This window comes from Collinsella sp. AM40-7AC (assembly GCF_003468125.1).
Taxonomy (GTDB): Bacteria; Actinomycetota; Coriobacteriia; order Coriobacteriales; family Coriobacteriaceae; genus Collinsella; species Collinsella aerofaciens_O.
Map to the genome: position 1 here is coordinate 49310 of NZ_QSGK01000011.1, position 21661 is coordinate 70970.

At 58.8% G+C, this 21661-nt stretch carries 16 protein-coding genes; 4 read left to right on the forward strand and 12 right to left on the reverse strand.

Annotation, left to right across the window (positions count from 1 at the left end; all coding sequences use genetic code 11):
- Window positions 1-6: 6 nt before the first annotated feature.
- The 6 genes from DW892_RS09000 to DW892_RS09025 all read right to left on the reverse strand — a co-directional run bounded on the left by DW892_RS09000 (window position 7) and on the right by DW892_RS09025 (window position 7678).
- Window positions 7-1122 carry an SIS domain-containing protein gene (locus DW892_RS09000; RefSeq protein ID WP_117767048.1) on the reverse strand — a complete coding sequence of 372 codons (1116 nt, stop codon included), beginning with the start codon at window positions 1120-1122 and terminating at the stop codon, window positions 7-9.
- A 194-nt stretch (window positions 1123-1316) separates the two neighbouring features.
- A complete protein-coding gene (locus tag DW892_RS09005; protein ID WP_117767050.1) occupies window positions 1317-2030 on the reverse strand; it encodes a GntR family transcriptional regulator in 714 nt (237 codons plus the stop codon).
- Window positions 2015-2782, reverse strand: coding sequence for a GntR family transcriptional regulator (locus DW892_RS09010; RefSeq protein WP_117638247.1), 768 nt, complete (start codon window positions 2780-2782; stop codon window positions 2015-2017). Before DW892_RS09010 ends, DW892_RS09005 begins: the two co-directional genes overlap by 16 nt.
- 38 nt (window positions 2783-2820) lie before the next feature.
- Window positions 2821-3309, reverse strand: a complete 489-nt coding sequence (locus tag DW892_RS09015) for a hypothetical protein (RefSeq protein WP_117640898.1) — start codon at window positions 3307-3309, stop codon at window positions 2821-2823.
- A 607-nt stretch (window positions 3310-3916) separates the two neighbouring features.
- The gene (locus tag DW892_RS09020; protein ID WP_117767052.1) at window positions 3917-6445 is read right to left on the reverse strand and encodes a phosphoketolase; all 2529 of its coding nucleotides are present in this window, start codon (window positions 6443-6445) and stop codon (window positions 3917-3919) included.
- A gap of 204 nt (window positions 6446-6649) precedes the next feature.
- On the reverse strand, window positions 6650-7678 hold the full coding sequence (locus tag DW892_RS09025; RefSeq protein ID WP_117640829.1) for a LacI family DNA-binding transcriptional regulator: 1029 nt from the start codon (window positions 7676-7678) through the stop codon (window positions 6650-6652).
- A 240-nt stretch (window positions 7679-7918) separates the two neighbouring features.
- Here DW892_RS09025 and murB point away from each other — a divergent pair, with 240 nt between their 5' ends.
- Window positions 7919-8881, forward strand: coding sequence for a UDP-N-acetylmuramate dehydrogenase (murB, locus tag DW892_RS09030; RefSeq protein ID WP_117767054.1), 963 nt, complete (start codon window positions 7919-7921; stop codon window positions 8879-8881).
- Between the two features lie 227 nt (window positions 8882-9108).
- Here the strand turns inward: murB and DW892_RS09035 are convergent, their stop codons facing one another.
- Window positions 9109-10314, reverse strand: coding sequence for a hypothetical protein (locus DW892_RS09035; RefSeq protein ID WP_117767056.1), 1206 nt, complete (start codon window positions 10312-10314; stop codon window positions 9109-9111).
- Between the two features lie 266 nt (window positions 10315-10580).
- Here DW892_RS09035 and galE point away from each other — a divergent pair, with 266 nt between their 5' ends.
- The 3 genes from galE (at window position 10581) to glgP (ending at window position 15765) form a co-directional block, all read left to right on the forward strand.
- Window positions 10581-11642, forward strand: coding sequence for a UDP-glucose 4-epimerase GalE (gene galE, locus DW892_RS09040; RefSeq protein ID WP_117767058.1), 1062 nt, complete (start codon window positions 10581-10583; stop codon window positions 11640-11642).
- A 220-nt stretch (window positions 11643-11862) separates the two neighbouring features.
- Window positions 11863-13368 carry a 4-alpha-glucanotransferase gene (gene malQ, locus DW892_RS09045; RefSeq protein ID WP_117767060.1) on the forward strand — a complete coding sequence of 502 codons (1506 nt, stop codon included), beginning with the start codon at window positions 11863-11865 and terminating at the stop codon, window positions 13366-13368.
- Window positions 13369-13497: 129 nt separating this feature from the next.
- Complete coding sequence (glgP, locus tag DW892_RS09050; protein ID WP_233544284.1) at window positions 13498-15765, forward strand: glycogen/starch/alpha-glucan family phosphorylase; 2268 nt, start codon at window positions 13498-13500, stop codon at window positions 15763-15765.
- 455 nt (window positions 15766-16220) lie between these two features.
- Here the strand turns inward: glgP and DW892_RS09055 are convergent, their stop codons facing one another.
- The 5 genes from DW892_RS09055 to DW892_RS09075 all read right to left on the reverse strand — a co-directional run bounded on the left by DW892_RS09055 (window position 16221) and on the right by DW892_RS09075 (window position 21612).
- Window positions 16221-17420: an ABC transporter ATP-binding protein gene (locus DW892_RS09055; RefSeq protein ID WP_117584246.1), complete on the reverse strand. Its 1200-nt coding sequence runs from the start codon at window positions 17418-17420 to the stop codon at window positions 16221-16223.
- 68 nt (window positions 17421-17488) lie between these two features.
- Window positions 17489-18328 (reverse strand): carbohydrate ABC transporter permease, encoded by an 840-nt coding sequence (locus tag DW892_RS09060; protein WP_117584245.1) that lies wholly within the window; start codon window positions 18326-18328, stop codon window positions 17489-17491.
- Window positions 18328-19182: a carbohydrate ABC transporter permease gene (locus DW892_RS09065; protein WP_055252174.1), complete on the reverse strand. Its 855-nt coding sequence runs from the start codon at window positions 19180-19182 to the stop codon at window positions 18328-18330. Before DW892_RS09065 ends, DW892_RS09060 begins: the two co-directional genes overlap by 1 nt.
- Window positions 19183-19269: 87 nt before the next feature.
- Window positions 19270-20586 carry an ABC transporter substrate-binding protein gene (locus DW892_RS09070; RefSeq protein WP_055252173.1) on the reverse strand — a complete coding sequence of 439 codons (1317 nt, stop codon included), beginning with the start codon at window positions 20584-20586 and terminating at the stop codon, window positions 19270-19272.
- 306 nt (window positions 20587-20892) lie between these two features.
- A complete protein-coding gene (locus DW892_RS09075; RefSeq protein WP_055252172.1) occupies window positions 20893-21612 on the reverse strand; it encodes a GntR family transcriptional regulator in 720 nt (239 codons plus the stop codon).
- Window positions 21613-21661 lie beyond the last annotated feature (49 nt).

Below are 21661 nucleotides of genomic sequence, written 5' to 3' on the forward strand. Positions count from 1 at the left end.
ACCCGCTTACATTCCGTAACACTCGGCCGCTTTGGCCTTAAGCGCATTGACTGACTCTTCGTAGCCCTCCGCCTTGACCTCCATTTGCTTGGAGACAGCATCGAGATACGGGTGAACGTCCCATGACTTCAGACGCTCGGCGATTATTGCCGCAATCGTCTGGAAGAACACGAGATTGGGAATTGCACTGAGCAGCGGAGCCACCTGAGGCACCACAACCTCGTGAGCCCTACCCTTGGGATGGGCCGTGAGCAGCACCGTTTTTGCCGTAACGTTCGATAGCGCATCGGCGATATTCGCAAGACGCTCCGACCCCTGCGGATCGTCGACAATAAACACCAGGTAGCCTGGGGTTATCTGCATCTCGGGACCGTGGACGAACTCCTCGCCTTCGTGATGCATGGCAGGAATCTTGATGGTCTCGCTCAGTTTGAGCGCCGCCTCCTCGGCAACACCGTAGTTGGGGCCGTTGCCGACGACCATAGCGGGCGTGTGCTCAGAAAGCTCGAGCATGTGGTCTTGGACATATGCCTCGGCGGTCTTGCACATCACGGCATTAGCCTGGATAGCCTCGCGCAGGCCATCAAGACGCTGAGCAACGCCCTTGGCGTCAATCGTTCCGCGCGCCTGACCGCCGTAAATACCAAAGAGCACCAGGTACTCAACGAGAACCTCGACGCCCAGAGTCACAAAGTCCACCGACTCGACACCCACACCGTAGTCAAGAACGATGTCGGCGTGTTCCTTGATGGGTGCCTCGACGTTTGCCGTGAGCGCAACTGCAGCCATATCGTGTGCGCGCATGTAATCAAGAGCCGCGATCGTATTGGTCGAATAGCCACTCTGCGAAACGGCAATGTTGAGCGCATGCTGTGGATAGGTGTGTTCAAAATCGACGAAGGCCTCGGGCGTCACAACGGACACCTGCATTTGCAGTGTATCTTGCAGGTAATCGCGGGCGCAATCGGCGGCATGGCGCGACGAACCCGAAGCAACGATGCGCAGCGCGTCAAAAGAACCGGACTGGAAAATATCAACGAGCTGCGCTACCAGCTCAGACGAACGCTCGAGGTTCTCTCCCATACGCACATGGGCAAGCTGAACGTAATCGAGCATCTTCATCGTCTCACCTCGTAACAAATCATTAGTATTTGATACCAATCACAGTTACAGGTTACGGCTTTTTGATACCTCTTTGTCGATTAATTTATCCCCATCGGCGAACGGTCGATTTTGAGCCATGTAAGGTTGTATATGCAGTCTGCTCAACGAATCATAATTCCGTCAGCTTTTCAGCCCGTTATGCAAAAAACCAGCTAGTACGTATAGGTATATCCACCCGCATCACCGCGGTTAAACGACTTGACGTACTCGATCGCCTGGCCGCTCGCATCGAAGCTCACGCACTCAAGCGTCAAGGCAAGATCGCCCTGCTCCAGTCCAAGCAGGCCGGCATCTCGCGCGCCCAGCGCTTCGATATCGAGCTTTTCCTGTGCCATGACCGGCTTTCGGCCCAACATCTCATAGGTCTCGTACAAACTGAAGACCGACACGTCAATATCTTCGATTGTGGGAAACAGCAGGCACGGGATGAACGCCATCTCAATCGATACGGGATCGCCGTTGACGCAGTTCAAACGCCGAATCGAATACAGTAAATCGTCCTCGGCAATGTCAAACAGGTTGGCATAGTATGGGCCCGCATAACGCTTGGAACGCGCGAGGATGCGGACGGACGGCTCGCCGCCCGAAGCGCGAACCGATTCGCGAAAGCCTCCCGTTCGCTCGTAGGCAACGGGCACTTTCTGTGCCACAAACGCGCCTTTTCCGCGGACGCGTCGAATCTGCCCACGCCGAACCAGCTCATCGACAGCGCTTCGGATGGTCAAGCGCGTCGTACCAAATTCCTCGGCGAGGTCTTTTTCGGACGGAATCATGGAACCCGTGGGATATATACCGCGCTCGATACGCTCCTCGATGCGGCGTCGAATGCGCATATAAACCGGGGTGGCATCTACTGTTTCAGCCATTGTTCACCTGCCACGCTCCTCATGCCGTTCTTTTCGCCGTTATCGGCAAAGCGGAACTTTGTGGGCAAAATCACCGATTTGCAATGCTCCACAAAACGCATGTCCTTATCAAATTCTATCGTGCTCTCATAGAACACCGGCGTTCCCTCTTCTTGCTGGAGCAACTCGGCCTCTTCGGCGTTCAAACGCGAGATGGAGATATGCTCACGTCCATGCTCAACGCGCACGCCACCTTCTTTGAGCAAGACATCGTAAAGGCTCTCACACTCAAAATCGTGATCGGGAAGCGAGGGGCACAGGGACAGGTTAACGTGAGCCGTCTCAATTGACGCCGGCTCGCCCTCAATAAGTCGAACACGCTGCATGCGGAGCAAAGGAGCGCCTACAGCAACCCCAAGCTTGTCGGCAAGCGCCTCATCCGCCTCGATGGCCCCGGTGGAAACCAGACGAGAAGAGGGGTGCAGGCCGGCAGTCCGCACAGCATCGGAGAAGTTATACGTTTCCTGAAAGATATTGAGCGGTTTGGGAGGACACACATACGTACCCGATCCGCGACGGCTCTCGAGCGTTCCACACGAGATGAGCCGCGTGATACCGGCGCGCAACGCCGTACGCGAAACGCCAATCTCTTCGCACAGCACGCGCTCGGCCGGCAGGCGATCGCCGCCGGCAAGCTGATGGTGCTGGATATACCAAAGAATCCCCTCAACAGCACGATCTTTGGGGGGAATTGCATAAGATTCGCCTGCCATTGCACAGACCCCTCGTTCAGAAACGTATGTCGCCAAAATTAGGCCAGACCACCCATGGCATCAAATTCGGCCTTGATCTTCTCGGCGACATTCCGATACGACTTATACAGGCTTGAATCGCGTTTGACTTCATCGGTCATAACGGGAATCTCTAGTTTGGAAACCTCGTCTTTTCCCGTCTGAACCGCCACAACAACGCCCATACCAAGACACATATTACGCTTGGCTGCGTTCATTTTTGCCGCCTTAGCGGGATTTGCTAGAATACGCTGGGCAAATTCCTGTTTAGAGACCGCTTCATCGGCCTCCGGATCGCCCGCCTCGGCCACTTCGCACTGCAACACGTCCGCATAGTCAAAAATCTTCGGCTCGCCGCCGCGCTGATGTACGGCCCACTTGCGACGCGTGGCATCCTGGTAGATAGCCGGCAAAAACGTAAACCGCGGCGGGTCCAAAATCGTATCCGTGATGGTAAACACATCGGGATCAAAGGCATCCTGCGGGTTTTTCTTCTTGAACAGCCCCATATCAGCCTCCCGTACTAGCATTAAACAACTTAAGCTGAATATAGCACCAATTTCAAGCCGCCACCTCACCCTATCGGTACGCGGCGCCTATGGCTCGCCCAGCGGAAGAGTTCACGGACGAGGGCCGGGGAGGCATACTTTGTTTTGAGAAGTGGGCTTCGCGAACTTCTCAAAACAAAGTATGCCTCCCCGGCCCGGCAATGTATCGCAGGTTGACCAAAGTAAGATATGCAGTTTCCAAGGCCGCAACAGCAACAGCCCCATCACATTAAAAAATATCAGCCCCCGCATATCGAAACGGTCGAGAGGGCCTTGCCCGGCGGGGTGGCCTTGCTCCGGGAAGTTCGCGAAGCCCACTTCCCGGAGCAAGGCAACCCGCCCGGAGCAGGCCCCAGCGCGAGACCATCCAGCAATGCGCTCCCCGAGCAATCGCTCACCGCTGGTTGCGCAAAAGTCAGCGAGCGAGTTCCAGGTGCCCCAGGTCGCCGCGAAAGAGGAGCGATGCGTACTTCTTGTACGCGAGCGACGGTTTGAACGGCGAGATGGGGTGCCTGGAATCCGCGCAGCGTCGAGCCATTACGCGGTTTGGTAAAACCGCGTAACTAAGTTACTCGTTGTCGCCTGCGGTCATTTGGGTTGCGGAGAGCGTGCCGTCGGCGGCAGTTGCAGCCGCAGCGTCGGGCCAGACCCAGTCAGTGAAGGCCGGGTGATCGAAGCCCTCGTCGCACGCGAACTCAAATGCCTCGGTGCGGAAAGCCTCCCACTCATCAATCTGCTCGGCAAACTTATCGGCGTCGACCATACGCAGCACGTCGGCGGCCAGGGCCCAGCGGTCCATGTTGTTCAGGCGCAGCATGTCGAACGGCGTGGTCGTGGAGCCCTTCTCCTCGTAGCCGTGGACGCGGAAGGCGTCGTGGCCGGGGCGGTTCCAGATCAGGCGGCGAATCGTGCCGGCATAGGCGTGGAATGCGAAGAGCACGGGCTTCTCACCGCAGCCGAACAGCTCAGCCCAGCGCTCATCGCTGATGGCCTGGTCGTTCTCGCAGGCGTTCTGGATCTTGAGCAGATCGACCACGTTAACGAACCACACCTTAATGCCTAGCTCGCGCAGCATGTCGGTTGCAGCCAGGGCCTCGAGCGTCGGCACGTCACCGCACGTGGCAACTACGACGTCAGCCTCGGCGAGCGAGTCGGCAGTCGATGCCCACTCCCAAGCCGCGACGCCCTCGGCGAGCTCGGCGCAGGCCTCGTCAACCGTCTGGAAGGTCGGGGCGGGCTGCTTGCCGCAGAAAATGGCGTTGACGCAGTCGGTGGACTGATAGACGCGCTCGGCCACAGCGAGGGCCATGTTGGCGTCGGCCGGATAGTAAGCATTCACGATATGCGTGTCGTTGGCCTTGTTGAGCAGCAGGTCGATAAAGCCGGGGTCCTGGTGCGAGAAGCCGTTGTGGTCCTGGCGCCAGACATGGCTCGACAGCAAAATGTTGAGTCCGCTGATGGGAGCACGCCACGGAATCTCGCGCTTGGTGGCCTCGAGCCACTTGCAGTGCTGGTTGACCATGGAATCGACCACGTGCACAAAGCTCTCGTAGGAGCTCCACACGCCGGAGCGTCCGGTGAGCACGTAGGCCTCGAGGAAGCCTTCGCACTGGTGCTCGGACAGCTGCTCGACGACCTTACCGGAGCCGGCCAGCAGCTCGTCGTTGGCCTCGTCCTCATAGAAGCCGGCGTCCCACTGCTTCTTGGTCACCTTGTAGGCAGCTTGCAGGCGGTTGGACGCGGTCTCGTCGGGGCCAAAGATGCGGAAATCGTCCATGTTCTTGGCCAGAACGTCGGCAGTGTACTCACCAAAGACGCGAGCGGCCTCGGTGGAGCCCCAGCCGTGACCCTTCTCGGCGACGGGGATCTCGTGGGCGTAAATATCGGGGAGCTCGAGCGCGCGGCGCACCTTGCCGCCGTTCGCGTTGGGGTTGGCGCCAATGCGCAGCTCGCCGGTTGGCATAAAGGCCGTCACCTCGGGGCGCACCTGGCCCTCGGGCGTAAAGAGCTCCTCGGGCTTGTAGGAGCGCAGCCACTCGCGCAGTACGCGGAAATGCTCGTGGGTGTCCTTGGCGCTCGCCAGCGGCACCTGATGGGCGCGCCAGGAGTCCTCGGTCTTCTTGCCGTCGATGTGCTTGGGGCAGGTCCAACCCTTGGGAGTACGGAACACAATCATGGGGTAGGCAGGGCGGGCCACGGTCTCGCCTGCGGCGGCCTGGGCCTGCGCGGTGGCCTTGATGTCGCAGATCTCGTCAAAGACCTGCTCAAACAGGGCAGCGAAGCGCGCATGGATGCTCGCGTGGCTCTCGTCGTCAAAGCCGGCGACAAAGAAGTGCGGCTTGTAGCCCATGCCCTCAAAGAACTTGGTGAGCTCCTCGTCGGACACGCGGGCGAGGATGGTGGGGTTGGCGATCTTGTAACCGTTGAGGTGTAGGATCGGCAGGACGATACCGTCGGTTGCCGGGTTCACGAGCTTGTTGGACTGCCAAGAGGTGGCAAGCGGACCGGTCTCGGACTCACCGTCGCCCACCACGGCCACGGCCAGCAGGCTCGGGTTGTCCATGACGGCGCCGTAGGCGTGGCTGAGCGTGTAGCCGAGCTCGCCGCCCTCGTGGATGGAACCGGGCGTCTCGGGCGCAAAGTGGCTCGGGATGCCGCCGGGATAGGAGAACTGGCGGAAGAACTTCTGCAGGCCGGCCTCGTCATTGGTGATGTCGGGGCGGATCTCACGGTAGGTGCCATCGAGCAGCGACTGGGCGGTGCCAGCAGGGCCACCGTGGCCCGGGCCCATCAAGAAAATGGCGTTCTGGTTGTGATCGGCGATGAGGCGGTTGACATGACCGAACAGGAAGTTGATACCGGGCGTGGTGCCCCAGTGACCGACCAGACGGTGCTTAACGTCCGGACGACCAAAATCGCGCGTCTCGCCGGTCTTCTCGTCGACAAAGTCGCTGCGCATCAGCGGGTTGGAGCGAAGGTAAATCTGGCCGACGGACAGGTAGTTCGAGGCGCGCCAATACAGGTCGACACCCTCGAGCTCGGAAGTGGGAACCTCATGTCCCAGTTTTTGCCACGGCGTTCCCAGTGTTTTAGCCATTGTTTATGTCCCTTCGCTGCGCGGTCGCCTTCCGATACGGCAACCTTTCGTTGGGACTAGTATATTTGCTAAAACGTTTTATCATGGTGAAAAAACGTTTTATCATCCTGATTTGCCATATGGACAGGCAAAAGCAGACATTCACCTGCGGCATTGTCTGTCACAGGTACTCCACATTCAATCTGCATGAATTGATAAACGTGTTTAGTTGTGTTTAGTAAGCTCGAGCACGCTGTCCTTAACGATAAGCGCCGGCTCCAGAACGACCTCTTCGGCACGCCTGCCGCCCCTACCGGCAAGACGCTTGGACATGCAGCCAAAAGCATGCTCGGCGAGCACGCCGGGGTCCTGCTCGATCGCGGTCAACGCCGGCTCAAAGAGAACGTCGGCCGCCGAGTTGTCATAGCTCACCACCGAGATATCGCCCGGAATGCTCTTCCCCATCTCATGCAGACGCTTGAGCAGACCCAGCGCAATGTTGTCCGAGCTTGCGAACACAGCAGTGGCGTCAGTTGCGAGCACCGCCTCCGAGGCCTCGTAGGCACTCGGAATGTAATACTCACTCTCGAACTCCAAGCGCGCATCGATGGGCAGCCCCACCTCGCGCAGCGCACGCTCGTAGCCGGCAAGACGCTTACGACCCGTATTGGAACGGCGCGCATTAACCAAGCAGGCAATACGACGGTGGCCCTGCTCGATTAGATAGCGGGTGGCCATATAGCCGCCCATCTCGTGGTCGAACATCACCTTGTCGCACTCGAGTCCCTCAATGGCACGGTCAACCATTACCGCCGGGATGGGCAGATGGCTGACTTCTTCGCGCAAAGCGCGGTCGTCCGAGAATTCGTCGCCCACGACCAAGAACACGCCATCGACGCCGCGCGTCACCAGCTGGCGCAGGAGCTCTAGATCGTCCTCGGCGCTTCCACCCGAGCTGGTAATAAAGAGCGCGTAGCCGTCCTCGCGGCAGCGCTTTTCCAGACTGCCAGCGAGCGAGGCAAAAAATCGGCTCTCGATGTTGGGAACGATAAGGCCCAGCGTGCGAGACTCGCGCATGACCAGGCTGCGCGCGATCTGGTTGGGAACATAGTGGTTGCGCGCCGCGACCTCTTTGATGCGCTTGCGGTTTTCTTCCGAGATGCGACAAGGCCGGTTGTTGAGAACAAGCGAGACCGACGAGGGGGAAAGCCCCACCTCCTGGGCAATCTGCTTGAGAGTAACTTTGTTGCCCATCTCGCTCCTTCCGAGTATTCGCGCAATCTCTTGAAAGTATAGCGACCGTCCCTCTACCTCGATGATAAACACTTTACCAATCCGGTAGACGGCTGTTTTATCGCCGCGATTGGTGCAAAGCAACCTGACCCCTTTGCACCATGTGATGCATTGGGGTCAGGTTACTTTGCACCAAATCCATCCGGGTGGGGTATATTGCATTCGATTGATGAAAACGACCACCATAAGGCGGATATACGTATGCACGAGAATGACTTTTTTAACGAGGACCTGCTCTGCGCGCTCGCTGGCGTTGCCGGCGAGGACAACGTGCTCATGAGCGAGCCCATGCGCGAGCACACCACGTTTAAGATCGGCGGCCCGGCCGACGTCTTTGTCACGCCCGACACCGAGCAGGGACTCATTGCCACGCTCGATACCTGCTACCGCTGCGATCTGCCACTCACCATCGTGGGCAACGGCTCCGACCTGCTCGTCGGCGACAAGGGCATCCGCGGCGTCGTCGTGGCGCTGGGCGAAGGCCTCTCTAACATCACCGTCGACGGCACGCATGTTACGGCAGCAGCCGGCGCGCTGCTCTCGGACGTAGCGGCCGCGGCAGCCGAGGCTGGTCTTACCGGCATGGAGCCCATCTCGGGCATCCCCGGCTCGGTCGGCGGTGCCTGCTACATGAACGCCGGTGCCTACGGCGCCTGCATGGCCGATGTTTTGGAGTCCGTGCGCGTCTATAAGCCCGCCCGCGTGCTCGACGACGGCACCCGCGGTAGCGGCAATATCATCGAGTTCGATGTCGATGAGCTCAACCTGGGCTATCGTAAGAGCCGCATTGCCGACGACGGCTTTATCGTGCTTTCGGCCACCTTCAATCTCGCCCCGGGCAACGCCGCGATGATCAAGGCCGACATGGATGACTACCGCCAACGCCGCGAGGACAAGCAGCCGCTCGACATGCCGAGCGCCGGCTCCACCTTCAAGCGCCCCGAGGGCTATTTTGCCGGCAAGCTCATCATGGACGCCGGCCTGCGCGGCCATGCCGTTGGCGGTGCGCAGGTGAGTGAAAAGCACTGCGGCTTCATCGTCAACGCCGATCACGCCACCGCCGCCAACGTCGACGAACTCATCCGCCACATCCAAGCAACCGTCAAAGACCAATTCGGAGTAGACCTAGAACCAGAAGTCCACCGAGTCGGCGAATTCCTTTAAAAAGAAGGCCCCGAAAGGGGCCTTCACCATATTTATTTAGATAACCCAGTCCGGTATGTCGCGCCCCGAACCCGGAAGGTCCGGGACTGCGGGCGAGGCATAAGGTTGGTCGCGAGTTCCGCACGCAAAGAAGGCCACTTAATGTGGCCTTCGTCTTGCGCAGGACTGTAGAGCAGGCAACCTTATGCCTCGCCCGCAGTCCCGGACCAACTTACTTCAGACCGCAGTTACGACAGCACCACGCCGCCAAGCCAGCCCCAGCGCACGCCAGAGCCAGTGCCGTAGAACCGAATAAACGCATCAAGTGACTTAGACGTAATGGCGCCCTCGTTGCTCATAACGATGCCGCCGCCAACATAGATGCCCACGTGTCCGTACAGCAGACCCGGCGTACCGGTTCCGCTGTGCGACGAGTCGGCCACGATCATGCCCACCTGCAGCGCCGAGCGGTCGGAGCTATAGCACCAGGCGTTGAACATGTCACACGCGTTGCCGCCAAAATAGCCCACGCCGGCATTGCGGAAGACATTGGTAACCCACGCCGCGCACCAGTTCTGACCCGGCGAAGGCGTGGAGTAGCACGCGTTGACGACGGCCTGCTGCTTGCCCGAGCCGGCATTCTGCTGCGGAGTTCCGGGCGCATACGATCCACCGCCCGAGCTCGAACCACCCGAGTAGGAATTGTTCTTGTTCGCGGCGGCCGCGGCAGCGGCGGCCTTCCTAGCGGCCTCCTCGGCCTGGGCGGCAGCGAGAATCTCGGAATCGCGCTGAGCCATGAGCTCCTTGACGTCGTCGGAAAGACCGTTCAGCACGGTCTGGACTTCTTGCTGCTTGGCCTGCATATCCTGCATCTGAGCCGTCTGCTGGTCCTTGAGTTTCTCCAGGTTGGCCTTTTGTGCTTCGAGCTCGGTCTTCTGCGCGTCGAGCTCAGCCTGAATCGTCTGGATATCCTCGATGGCATCGCGGTCGCTCTTGTTGATCTTCTCAACGTAATGCGCGTTGGCGACGAGTTCCTCAAACGAGCCAGAGGCCAGCAGCAGCGACAGGATGTTCGTACCGCCGGACTTGTAGCTGGCGGCCACGCGATCGGAAAGGTCGTTGCGCTTCTTCTTGAGCTCGGCCTTCTTTTCATCGATCTGGGCCTGCGTGTCGTCAATCTTGCCCTGGACATTCTCGATGTCGTTGAGGGTCTGGGCATTCTTGTTGGCCAGCGCCGCATACTCATTTGCGATGCTGTCGAGCTGGGCCTGAACCTCGTCGAGTTGGGCCTGGGCGGCATTCAATTTATCGGTGGTTTCTTTGGAAGCCTCCGCCGCATGGGCGCGAGTGGGCAGGCCAAAAAGAACTGCCGCAGAAGCGGCGCCGAACAGGGCCTTAAGGGCAGTGCGGCGCGAGAGCTCCTGGGAAAGGATGGAATCGCTGTTTGGTGACATATGTACTCCGTTACATGCTTATTTATATGTCGCTCAACTCATACATATTAGCGTACATATGGCGCGTCCCAACGATTTCCACGAACGGCAGGAAACTACAAGGTCGGCGGCTCGTAAGCAATTGTCAAATTTGAGGTAACAATTGAGCAAGCTCTTATATGAGTACGTTAACATAATCCTCTGCTTTTCCTACAGTGCACCATTTGGGCGTCCCCGCCTGCGCTATACTCCCCTCTAGAAGTGTTCCTGATTCGATAGGAGACTACATGTCCAAAGCACTCGACCCCATAGACACCTGCGTCCTCGTTACCGGTGGCGCCGGCTTTATCGGCTCGCACACCGTCGTTCAGCTGCTCGAGGGTGGCTACCAGGTCGTCATCGTCGATGATCTCTCCAACTCCAGCGCCGTCGCCGTCGACCGCGTCAAGACCATCGTGGGCGACGAAGCCGCCAAGAACCTCACCTTCTACAAGGCCAACGTGCTCGACCGCGATGCGATGAACAAGATCTTCGATACCCATCAGATCGACCGTGTCATCCACTTTGCCGGCTTTAAGGCCGTCGGCGAGTCGGTGAGCAAGCCCGTCGAGTACTACCACAACAACATCGAGAACACCCTGGTGCTCATCGACGTCATGCGCAACCATGGCTGCAAGTCCATCATCTTCTCGAGCTCCTCGACCGTCTACGGCGACCCGGACAACCCGCCCGTCACCGAGGAAGACCCCAAGAAGCCCGCAACCAACCCCTATGGCTGGACCAAGTGGATGATCGAGCAGATCCTTATGGACGTCCACACCGCCGACCCCGAGTGGGACGTCGTGCTGCTCCGTTACTTCAACCCCATCGGCGCTCATCCGTCGGGCCTGATCGGCGAGGACCCCAAGGGCATCCCCAACAACCTGGTGCCCTATGTCGCCCAGGTCGCCGTGGGCAAGCTCGAGGCCGTTCAGGTCTATGGCAACGACTACCCCACCCCCGACGGCACCGGCGTGCGCGACTACATCCACGTGTGCGATCTGGCCTCTGGTCACGTTGCCGCCCTTAACTGGATGAACGGCAAAACCGGCGTCGAGATCTTTAACCTGGGCACCGGCACCGGCACCTCGGTACTCGAGGTCGTCGCCGCCTTCTCCAAGGCTTGTGGCAAGGAGCTGCCCTACGTGATCCGCGAGCGCCGCGCCGGCGACATCGCTGCCAACTGGTGCGATGCCTCCAAGGCCGAGCGCATGATGGGCTGGAAGGCCCAGTACGACATCGCGGACATGTGCCGCGATAGCTGGAACTGGCAGAGCCACAACCCCAACGGCTTCGCCGACGCCGAGTAGCAAAAACCTACATACCGCTCTTGCCCCGATCTCACGTTGTGAGGTCGGGGCTTTTTCATGGCATGTAACCATTCGCCGAAAATCGACCAACTTTTTTATCTTGCCTGTACATGTTTAAACAACATGTTTTACAATAGGCGTATCGAATCAGAACATCGGAGGCGGACTGCACACCCATCGGCAGGCCGACCCCACAACAAGAAGGTTGGTGAGCGCATTCATGGAGCGTGCAAGCGGCGTCCTCATGCCCGTCTCATCTCTGCCCGGACCATACGGAATCGGCGGCTTTGGCTGGAATGCCTACGACTTCGTCGATTTTCTCGCCTCGTGCAAACAACATTACTGGCAGATTCTGCCCCTTACGACGACCAGCTATGGCGATTCGCCCTATCAGTCGTTCTCGGCCCGCGCAGGCAACTCCAACTTTATCGACTTTGCCGAGCTTATCGAGGCAGGGTATCTGGAGCAGCGCGATATCGATGGCGTGTATCTGGGATCCGACCCCAGCAATGTCGACTACGGTGCCATCTTTGGTGGCCGCCGTCAGATTCTCGACCGCGCCGCCGAGCGCTTTGCTGCCGACAAGCCGGCCGATTTCGATGACTTTATCCAGGCCAACGAGGACTGGCTCATCCCCTACTGTGAGTTCATGACCGTCAAAGAGGAGTGCGGTCTCAAGGCGTTTTGGGAGTGGCCCGCGGAGCTCCGCACCCGCGGCGAGGCTTCCGCCAAGGTCTGCGCCGACCATCCGGCGCGTATGCTCTACCACCAGATGACGCAGTACTTCTTCGATCGCCAGTGGAGCCGCCTCAAGGCCTATGCCAACGAGCGCGACATTCTCATCATCGGCGACCTGCCCATCTATGTCTCGCGTGACTCCGTCGAGATGTGGGCGACGCCTGAGCTCTTTAAGATCGACACCGCCGGCAATCCCGTGAGCGTCGCCGGCACGCCGCCCGACCAGTTCTCGGCCACCGGCCAGTACTGGGGCAACCCCATCTACGACTGGGACGCCATGGAGTCCGACGGCTTCTCCTGGTGGGAGGGCCGCATTCGCGCCGCCCTCGACATGTACGACGTCATCCGCCTGGATCACTTCCGCGGCTTCGAGGCCTATTGGGAGGTGCCGTTCTCCTCGCCCGATTCGTCCTACGGTTCGTGGACGCAGGGTCCCGGCCTCAAGTTCTTCAAGACGCTCGAGGAAAAGCTCGGCACGCTGCCCATCATCGCCGAGGACCTGGGCTTCCTCACCCCCGGCGTCATCGACATGCGCGACAACTCGGGCTTCCCCGGCATGAAGATCCTGCAGTTTGCCTTTGAGGGCACCAACTCGTACTACCTGCCGCATAACTACATCGCCAACACCGTCGCCTATGTGGGCACCCACGATAACGAGACGGCGCGCGGTTGGTTTGAGGGAACGGCCACCCCGCGTCAGCGCGAGCAGGCAGCCCTGTACACCCATCAGCAGGCCGGCGAACCCATGGCAGATGCACTCAATCGCACCATCGCCGCCAGCGTGAGCGACACGTGCATCTACACCATGCAGGACCTGCTCAACTTGGGCAACGAGGCGCGCATCAACACCCCTGCCACGTTGGGCGGCAACTGGACCTGGCGCATGCTCGACGGCGCCATCACCCGCGAGCTCGAGCACAAACTCACCGACTGGACCGAGACCTACTTCCGCATCCCGTCGGAAGCCGAAATCGAGCTTCCTCAATAGGAGCTACCGCGCCCGACCCCTCCCCACCGTGCGGACGCGCTTGCTTTTTCCCGCGCGAGGCCACCCCAATCCCCTCGCGCGGGCTTCTTATGAATTGCAGACATGAAACAACCCATCACAGGAGAAAACATGCCCCAAATTAACCTCATGGAACTCGCCGAGCAGTCTTTTGGCACCTCGCTCGAGCAGCTCGACGACCGTCGCATTTACAAGCTGCTGGTCAAACTCGTGCAGGAGCGCTCCGCCGCCTGCCCGCTCAACAACGGCAAGAAAAAGCTCTATTACATTTCCGCCGAATTTTTGATCGGCAAGCTGCTCATCAACAACATGATCGACCTCGGCATCTACGATGAGGTTAAGGACCAGCTCACCGCCGCAGGCCACGACCTCAACAAGATCGAGGAGTTCGAGGTCGAGCCGTCGCTCGGCAACGGCGGCCTGGGCCGCCTGGCCGCATGCTTCCTGGATTCCATCGCCACGCTGGGCTTGACCGGCGATGGCGTGGGCCTCAACTATCACTACGGCCTGTTCCGTCAGCGCTTTGTCGACAACCAGCAGAAGGCCGTCCCCGACGAGTGGCTCGGTGAGCAGGACATCCTAGTCGACGACGGCCGCTCCTACACCGTCGAGTTCGGCGATTTTGCCGTTACCTCCAAGCTCGTCAACATCGACGTGCCCGGTTACGGCCAGCCCACCAAGAACCGTCTGCGCCTGTTTGACCTGGCAAGCGTCGACGACGGCCTGGTCCCCGGCAGCTCCATCGACTTCGACAAGACCGAGATCGCCAAGAACCTCACCTTGTTCCTCTACCCCGACGATTCCGACGAGCAGGGCCGCCTGCTTCGCATCTATCAGGAGTACTTCATGGTGAGCAACGCCGCCCAGCTCCTGATCGACGAGGCCGTCGAGCGCGGCAGCAACCTGCACGATCTGGCCGACTACGCCGTGGTCCAAATTAACGACACGCACCCCACCATGGTCATCCCCGAGCTCATTCGCTTGCTCACCACCGAGCATGGCATCGAGTTTGACGAGGCCGTGACCATCGTACGCTCCATGGTCGCCTACACTAACCACACGATCCTTGCCGAGGCGCTCGAGAAGTGGCCGCTCGCCAGCCTGCAGAAGGTCTCCCCTGCCATCGCCGACATTATCGTCAAGCTCGATGAGATCGCGAAAGCCGAGCACGATGACCCGCGCGTCGCCATCATCGACGAGCACGACACCGTCCACATGGCCCACATGGACATCCACTTTGGCTTCTCCATCAACGGCGTAGCCGCCCTCCACACCAAGATCCTGGAGGACACCGAGCTTCATCCGTTCTACGAGATCTATCCCGAGAAGTTCTCCAACAAGACCAACGGCATCACCTTCCGCCGCTGGATCCATGGAGCCAACCCCGCGCTCGCCAGCCTGCTCGACGATGTAATCGGCACCGACTGGCGCAGCACCGGCGATCTGAACAAACTCGCCAAGTTCGCCGACGACAAGGACGTTCTTGAGCGCCTGGCCGCCACCAAGGTCGAGGCCAAGGCCATCATGCGCCAGTTCATGGCGCTCGAGCAGGGCGTGACCATTCCCTCCAACGCCATCATCGACGTCCAGGTCAAGCGCATCCACGAGTACAAGCGTCAGCAGATGCTCGCGCTCTACATCATCTGGAAGTACTTCGATATCAAGAACGGCAACAGGCCTAAGCACCCTGTCACCATCATCTTTGGCGGCAAGGCGGCGCCTGCCTACACTATCGCGCAGGACATCATCCATCTGATCCTGACGCTGTCGCAGTGGATTGCAAACGACCCCGACGTGGCTCCCTACCTGCAGGTTGTCATGATCGAGAACTACAACGTCACCGCCGCCGAGCGCGTGATCCCCGCCGCTGACATCTCCGAGCAGATCAGCCTGGCCTCCAAGGAGGCGAGCGGCACCTCCAACATGAAGTTCATGCTCAACGGCGCCCTAACCCTGTGCACGCTCGACGGTGCCAACGTGGAGATTGCCGAGCTCGTGGGCGACGAGAACATCTATACCTTTGGTGCCTCGTCCAAACAGGTCGAGCAGCTCTACGCCGACGGCACCTACAACGCCGGTGCGCTCTACCGCAAGCCCGGCATTAAACTGCTGGTGGACTTCATCACCAACCCGGCCTTTATGGCAACCGGCAACGCCGAGCGCCTGCAGCGCCTGCACGACGACATTAAGGGCAAGGACTGGTTTATGGCCCTGCTCGACATTGAGGAGTACATCCAGACCAAGGAGCGCGTGCTGGCCGACTACGAGGACCAGGACGCCTGGATGCGCAAGGCGCTCATCAATATCGCCAACGCCGGCACCTTCTCGTCCGACCGTACGATCTCCCAGTACAACGACGAGATCTGGCACCTGAGCTAATTCGGTTTCATCGCCCATCCTCTTGAAAACGGAGCCACGGCAACGCGGCTCCGTTTTTTGTGCCCGCACGTTACCCTGTGATCCGACTCGGCCAAACAATCTCGATCCATAACAACTACTCAACCAAAACGGTCCCAGCTGTTACAGATTGAGACATACCGGCCCCTCCCCTTGGGTTTATCTCAATCTGTAACATCTAGCAGGTGAAATTCGCCTTTGGTGTTACAGATTTAGATGAAATGGTTAGCTCAGCGGAACCGTCTCGATCTGTAACATCTAACGTCCGAAATCGGCCCTATCCGTTACAGATCGAGACAAACGACCGGTCAGACAGTTCCAACACAAAGAAAGGCTCCCCTCTCGCCCAGTGGACGGGAGGGGAGCCTTATATGTGACCGCGGCAAAAGGATGGCAAAGCCGCAGTCGCCCAAAGGGAGGGCCTGGATGCACCGGGCCTAGATAAGGTTCTTGCCAGACACCTTATCGAAGAGATGAGTCGCGTTCTTCTCGAACTTGAACCAGATGGGGTCGCCAGCCTTGAGCGCGCCCTTGGCCTCGAGGTCGACGACGGGGATAATCAGGACAAACTGGCCGTCGGGAGCGGTCACGTGGACATGCTCGGTCGAGCCCATGAGCTCGGTCACCTCGACGGTGCCCTGGAGCGCACCCTCCTCGCCCTTGTCGGCAAGCAGGATCTGCTCGGGGCGCACGCCGGCCGTAATCTCCTTCACGTCGCCGCCGTCCCAGTTGAGGGCAAGCTGAGCGCAAGTCTCCGGGGCGAGCGCCACGTTCATATCCTCGGTCTTGACAGTAAAGCCGTTGCCCGAGCGCACCAGCTGGGCATCGAAGAAGTTCATCTGCGGCACGCCGATGAAGCCGGCGACGAAGATGTTCGCGGGATGGTTGAAGACCTCCTGCGGCGTGGCGATCTGCTGGACGACGCCGTCCTTCATGACCACGATACGGTCACCGAGGGTCATAGCCTCGGTCTGGTCGTGGGTAACGTAGATGAAGGTGCCCTTGATCTCGTGACGCAGCTTAATGAGCTCGGCGCGCATCTGGTTACGAAGCTTGGCATCCAGGTTGGACAGCGGCTCGTCCATCAGGAAGACCTTGGGGTCACGCACGATGGCGCGGCCGATGGCGACGCGCTGGCGCTGGCCGCCAGAGAGCGCCTTGGGCTTACGGTCGAGGTACTCGGTAATACCCAGGATCTCGGCAGCGGAGCGAACCTTGCGGTCGATCTCGTCCTTGGGGACCTTCTTGAGCTCAAGCGTAAACGCCATGTTCTCGTACACCGTCATATTGGGGTACAGAGCATAACTCTGGAACACCATGGCGATGTCGCGGTCCTTGGGCGCCACGTCGTTGACGCGCTTGCCATCGATGAACACATCGCCGGAGGTGATGTCCTCCAGGCCGGCGACCATGCGCATCGTCGTGGACTTACCGCAGCCAGAAGGGCCAACGAGGACGATGAACTCCTGGTCGTGAACGGTGAGGTTGAAGTCCTCTACAGCGAGCACACCGTCCTCGGTAACCTTGAGGTTGTGCTTCTTCTCCTCGGTCTTCTTCTTTTTGCCAAAGAAGCCCTTCTTTTTTGACTCGTTGTTGGGATACACCTTCTGAACATGTTTGAGAACGATCTCGGCCATGTCTTTACCTTTCGATACGCGGCGCCGCGCTGAGAGGCGCCGCCAAAACTTGCAAAACAGTTACGGCATCAGCCCTTGACGGCACCTGCCACCACACCGTCGATGATGTACTTCTGGCAGAAGATGTACATGATGACGATGGGGATGACGACCATCATGATGCACGCCATCATGGGGCCGAGCTCGACGTGGCCATAGCCGCCACGGAAGTACTGGATCAAGATAGGAATGGTCTTGTACTTGGTGGAGTCGAGCGTAAGGTAGGGCAGCAGATAGTCGTTCCAGACCCACATGGTCTCAAGGATGCCGACCGAAAGATAGGTGGGCTTCATAATGGGAAGGACGATCTTAAAGAACACTTGGACCGGGTTGCAGCCGTCGATCATGGCCGCTTCCTCAATCTCGAGCGGGATGTTCTTGACGAAGCCGGCGAACATAAAGACCGCGAGGCCCGCGCCAAAACCAAGGTAGATGAAGCAGATGTTAAACGGCGTGTTAAAGCCGATGCGGTCCGCGAGGTTGGACAGCGTGAACATGAGCATCTGGAACGGTACGACCATCGAGAAGACGAACAGGTAATAGAAGAAGTTCGAGATCTTGCTGTTGACGCGCACCACGTACCAAGCGCACATGGAGCAGCACACCAGAATCAGCACGACCGACGTGACCGTGATGATAAGCGAGTACATAAACGCCGAGGCAAAGCCCTGCTCGTTCAGAGCGTGCACGTAGTTTGCGAGGCCGTTGAACGTCTCGGGCGTGAGCAGATCGAACGCCGTGGTGGTGCTGATTGCGGTCGCTTTCTTAAAGGAATTGAGCGCAATCATGAACACGGGGTAGATCCATGCGAGCGACAGGATCGTAAAGAAGATCGAGAGCGCGCGGTTGATAGCCTTATCGCGTTTCATTACTGCTGCACCTCCTTGGACCTCGTGGCCTTAAGCTGGATCATAGAAATAGCGACAACCAGGATGCAGAAGATAACTGCCTTGGCCTGACCGATGCCCTGCCATGCGATGCCAGCACGCGAATAGAACGTGTTGTAGATGTTCAGGGCGAGCATCTCGGTGGAGTGCGCCGGGGCGCCACCGGTAAGGGCGAGGTTCTGGTCGAACAGCTTAAAGCCGTTGGTGATGGACAGGAACAGGCAGATGGTGATGGTCGGCATCAGGTTGGGGATCTTAACCTTCCAAAACGTCTGCCATGCCGTAGCGCCATCGACCTTGGCGGCCTCGATGTAGTCAGACGGAATGGACTGCAGACCGGCGATGTAGATGATCATCATGTAGCCGACCTGTTGCCACAGGGTCAGGATGATAAGGCCCCAGAAGCCAGCGGCGGAGTTGAGGGCGATAAGCTGGGCACCCACGTTGGAGAGCAGGCAGTTGATCAGAATCTGCCAAATGTAACCCAGTACAATGCCGCCAATCAGGTTAGGCATAAAGAAAATCGTACGGAAGATGTTGGTGCCCTTGAGCGCCTTGCGAGTGAGCGCCTGCGCAATGGCCAGCGCGATCACGTTGATGAGCACCGTCGACAGGAAGGCAAACGCCACGGTAAAGAAGAACGACGTGGAGAACTGCGGATCGGACAGCGCGCGCACGTAGTTCTCGATACCGACAAAGTGCGCGTTATTGATGGTAATAAACTGGCAGAACGAGAGATAGAAACCCTGGATAAAGGGAATCACGAACCCGATCATAAACGCCAGGCACGTGGGCAGCATAAAGAGCGGCCACCAGCGCTTGAGTGCTTTGCCCATAGAAGGGTCCTTTCAATATGCAGGGGGCGGGCAAACCTACGTCTGCCCGCCCCCTGTCGCTAATCAGATAGCTTGGGCAGCAACTGCTTACTCGGAAGCAGCCTTCTCGGTCTTCCAGCCATCGACGAAGGCGTTCTTGACGCCGTCCCACTTGGTGTTGTCGGCAGCATAAGCGATGAGAGCCTGCTTGAGGTTCTTCTTCCACTCCTCGGAGGGGATGTAAACGAAGTCCCAAGCGACGGTCTTCTTGCCGTCCTTGGCCATAGCAACGGCCTGCTGAGAGAAGACGTTGGTGGTCTCCTTAGCGCTCTTGAACGGGGCGGTCAGACCCATCTTGTCAGCGATGATGCTGGTGGCGGTGTCAGAAGTGACGCACCAATACATGAAGTCCTCGGTGGCCTTCTGGGCATCCTCGGAAGCCTGGGAGCTGACGCACCAGTAGTTCTCGCCGCCGGAGCACAGGCCCTGGTTCTCCTCGCCGTCGACGCCGATGTAGATCGGCAGCATGCCGAGCTGGTCGTCGGTCATACCGGCCTTGGTGAGGTCGGCGTAGGCCCAAGAGCCGTTCTGATAGAAGACGGCCTTGCCGGTTGCGAACTCGTTGGTGGCGTCGTCACCGGTCTTGGAGGCGAGCTGCGAAGGATCGCAGGTGGAGTCGGTGATGTACAGGTCGAAGATCTGCTTAAAGTTGTCGAGATACTCGCCCTTGATCTCGTCGTCCTCCTGATTGTGCTCCTTCTCGAACTCGTAGTAGAGCGGGAGGTTGGCGAGGTGCGTGGTGTAGCGCCAGCTGGAGGAGTCATCCATACCGGCGGAAGTGAAGGCACCGTCAACGCCGAGCTCGTCCTTGCGGGCCTGGATGTCATCGGCGCAAGCCTTCAGCTTGTCGAAGGAGTTGATGTCCTCGGCCTTGTAGCCGGCCTTCTCGAGGAGCTCCTTGTTGTAAATGATGCCGTAGCTCTCCTGAACCCAGTCGATACCCAGATCCTTGCCGTCGGACTGCAGCGCCAGGGAGTCGTCGATGAGCTCGCCGCGGAGCTTGGTGTCGGAAAGATCGGCGCAGTAGTCCTTCCAGTTCTTAAGGCCGGTGGGGCCGTTGACCTGGAACAGCGTCGGAGCGGAGCTCTTGGACATCTCGGACTTGAGCTTCTCCTCGTAGGTGTTGGAGGCGGCGGTCACGATCTTGACCTCGACGCCCTTCTCCTTCTTGTACGCCTTGGCGATCTCCTTCCACTCCTTGTCAACCTCGGGCTTGAACTGGAGGAAGTAGACCTCGGCAGCGTCACCAGAAGCAGAGGAGCCAGAGCCGGCAGAACCACCGCAGCCCACGAGGCCCAGACCAAGAACCGCAGCCGCGGAACCAGCAAAGCCCAGGAACTGCCTTCTGCTCATTTCGTTCTTCATTACAATCCACCCTTTCACACCGTGGCGGCACCCTTTGCCGCCGCCTTCGGAGATTGGCTCGGGGACTTTGCCCCTTTTGCTGACTTGTACAATACGCTATTTGGCTAGTTGTTTGAACAAGTATTACTAGAGCGGTAGAAAAACTTCGGTGAACGGTAATTTCGACTTGATACTTGACAAGTTTTGTATAAACAATTATTTGTTATCGAATGCAGAGAAAACGCCCGATCAAGCCGATGCATCGTCGGTTTGACCGGGCGTTTTCGCTTTGAGGGCATGAGTCTCGTCAGGCTGCGAGCTAGCCGGCTATCGCTTGGAATTGACGCGGTAATGGAAGATCTCGGGGTGTGTGCGGGCATGCGTGACCTCGAACAAGATGCCGTCCGAGGTGTACGACTGGCTCTCCATAACGGCGACGCAGTTGTACTTGCCGAGGTCCAGATAGCTGCAGTCTTCATCGTTGGCGAGCTCGACACTCACCGTACGACGGCTCGCCATCACTTTGACGCCGCGCTTGTGCTCCAGATAGCCGTAGATAGAATCCGCCGCGATCTCGGGGGTCAGGCCCTTGGCGATCGACGCCAAAAAGTAGCCATGGTCCACTTGGCGCGCGCTGCCGTTGAGGCTTCGGACACGCACTACGCGAATCAGCTCCTCGCCCACCTTAAAGCCCAGGCGACGTGAGAGTTGCTCAGTGCAAATCAAATGTTCAAAAGACTTGACCTCGGTCGATGCGACGGCATTGTTGCGTTTTGCGAACTCGCCAAACGACTCAACCTCTTCGAGTGCGCCCAGCATGTCGGTTTCGCCCTTAAGCCAAATAACGCGCACGCCCTTACCGTGTATAGGCTGCACAAACATCTGGTCGGCCAGCATGCTCAAGGCGCGTCGAACGGTATTGCGCGTGCAGCCAAACTCCGCGGTCAGTTCGGCTTCGGTTGGCAGCATCTCCTGAAACGCATAGGTCCCGTTGATGATGCGCGAACGGATCTCGCGGTAGATTCCTTCGTAAATCGCTTTTGGCATGATTTCACCTCTAATGAATATGTATGGCTAGGCACGATAGCATTTCTTA

Bases quoted from the DNA above. Each gene is read 5' to 3' on its own strand.
- DW892_RS09000 (WP_117767048.1), bottom strand. From the start codon at position 1,122: ATGAAGATGCTCGATTACGTTCAGCTTGCCCATGTGCGTATGGGAGAG.
- DW892_RS09005 (WP_117767050.1), bottom strand. From the start codon at position 2,030: ATGGCTGAAACAGTAGATGCCACCCCGGTTTATATGCGCATTCGACGC.
- DW892_RS09010 (WP_117638247.1), bottom strand. From the start codon at position 2,782: ATGGCAGGCGAATCTTATGCAATTCCCCCCAAAGATCGTGCTGTTGAG.
- DW892_RS09015 (WP_117640898.1), bottom strand. From the start codon at position 3,309: ATGGGGCTGTTCAAGAAGAAAAACCCGCAGGATGCCTTTGATCCCGAT.
- DW892_RS09020 (WP_117767052.1), bottom strand. From the start codon at position 6,445: ATGGCTAAAACACTGGGAACGCCGTGGCAAAAACTGGGACATGAGGTT.
- DW892_RS09025 (WP_117640829.1), bottom strand. From the start codon at position 7,678: ATGGGCAACAAAGTTACTCTCAAGCAGATTGCCCAGGAGGTGGGGCTT.
- murB (WP_117767054.1), top strand. From the start codon at position 7,919: ATGCACGAGAATGACTTTTTTAACGAGGACCTGCTCTGCGCGCTCGCT.
- DW892_RS09035 (WP_117767056.1), bottom strand. From the start codon at position 10,314: ATGTCACCAAACAGCGATTCCATCCTTTCCCAGGAGCTCTCGCGCCGC.
- galE (WP_117767058.1), top strand. From the start codon at position 10,581: ATGTCCAAAGCACTCGACCCCATAGACACCTGCGTCCTCGTTACCGGT.
- malQ (WP_117767060.1), top strand. From the start codon at position 11,863: ATGGAGCGTGCAAGCGGCGTCCTCATGCCCGTCTCATCTCTGCCCGGA.
- glgP (WP_233544284.1), top strand. From the start codon at position 13,498: ATGCCCCAAATTAACCTCATGGAACTCGCCGAGCAGTCTTTTGGCACC.
- DW892_RS09055 (WP_117584246.1), bottom strand. From the start codon at position 17,420: ATGGCCGAGATCGTTCTCAAACATGTTCAGAAGGTGTATCCCAACAAC.
- DW892_RS09060 (WP_117584245.1), bottom strand. From the start codon at position 18,328: ATGAAACGCGATAAGGCTATCAACCGCGCGCTCTCGATCTTCTTTACG.
- DW892_RS09065 (WP_055252174.1), bottom strand. From the start codon at position 19,182: ATGGGCAAAGCACTCAAGCGCTGGTGGCCGCTCTTTATGCTGCCCACG.
- DW892_RS09070 (WP_055252173.1), bottom strand. From the start codon at position 20,586: ATGAAGAACGAAATGAGCAGAAGGCAGTTCCTGGGCTTTGCTGGTTCC.
- DW892_RS09075 (WP_055252172.1), bottom strand. From the start codon at position 21,612: ATGCCAAAAGCGATTTACGAAGGAATCTACCGCGAGATCCGTTCGCGC.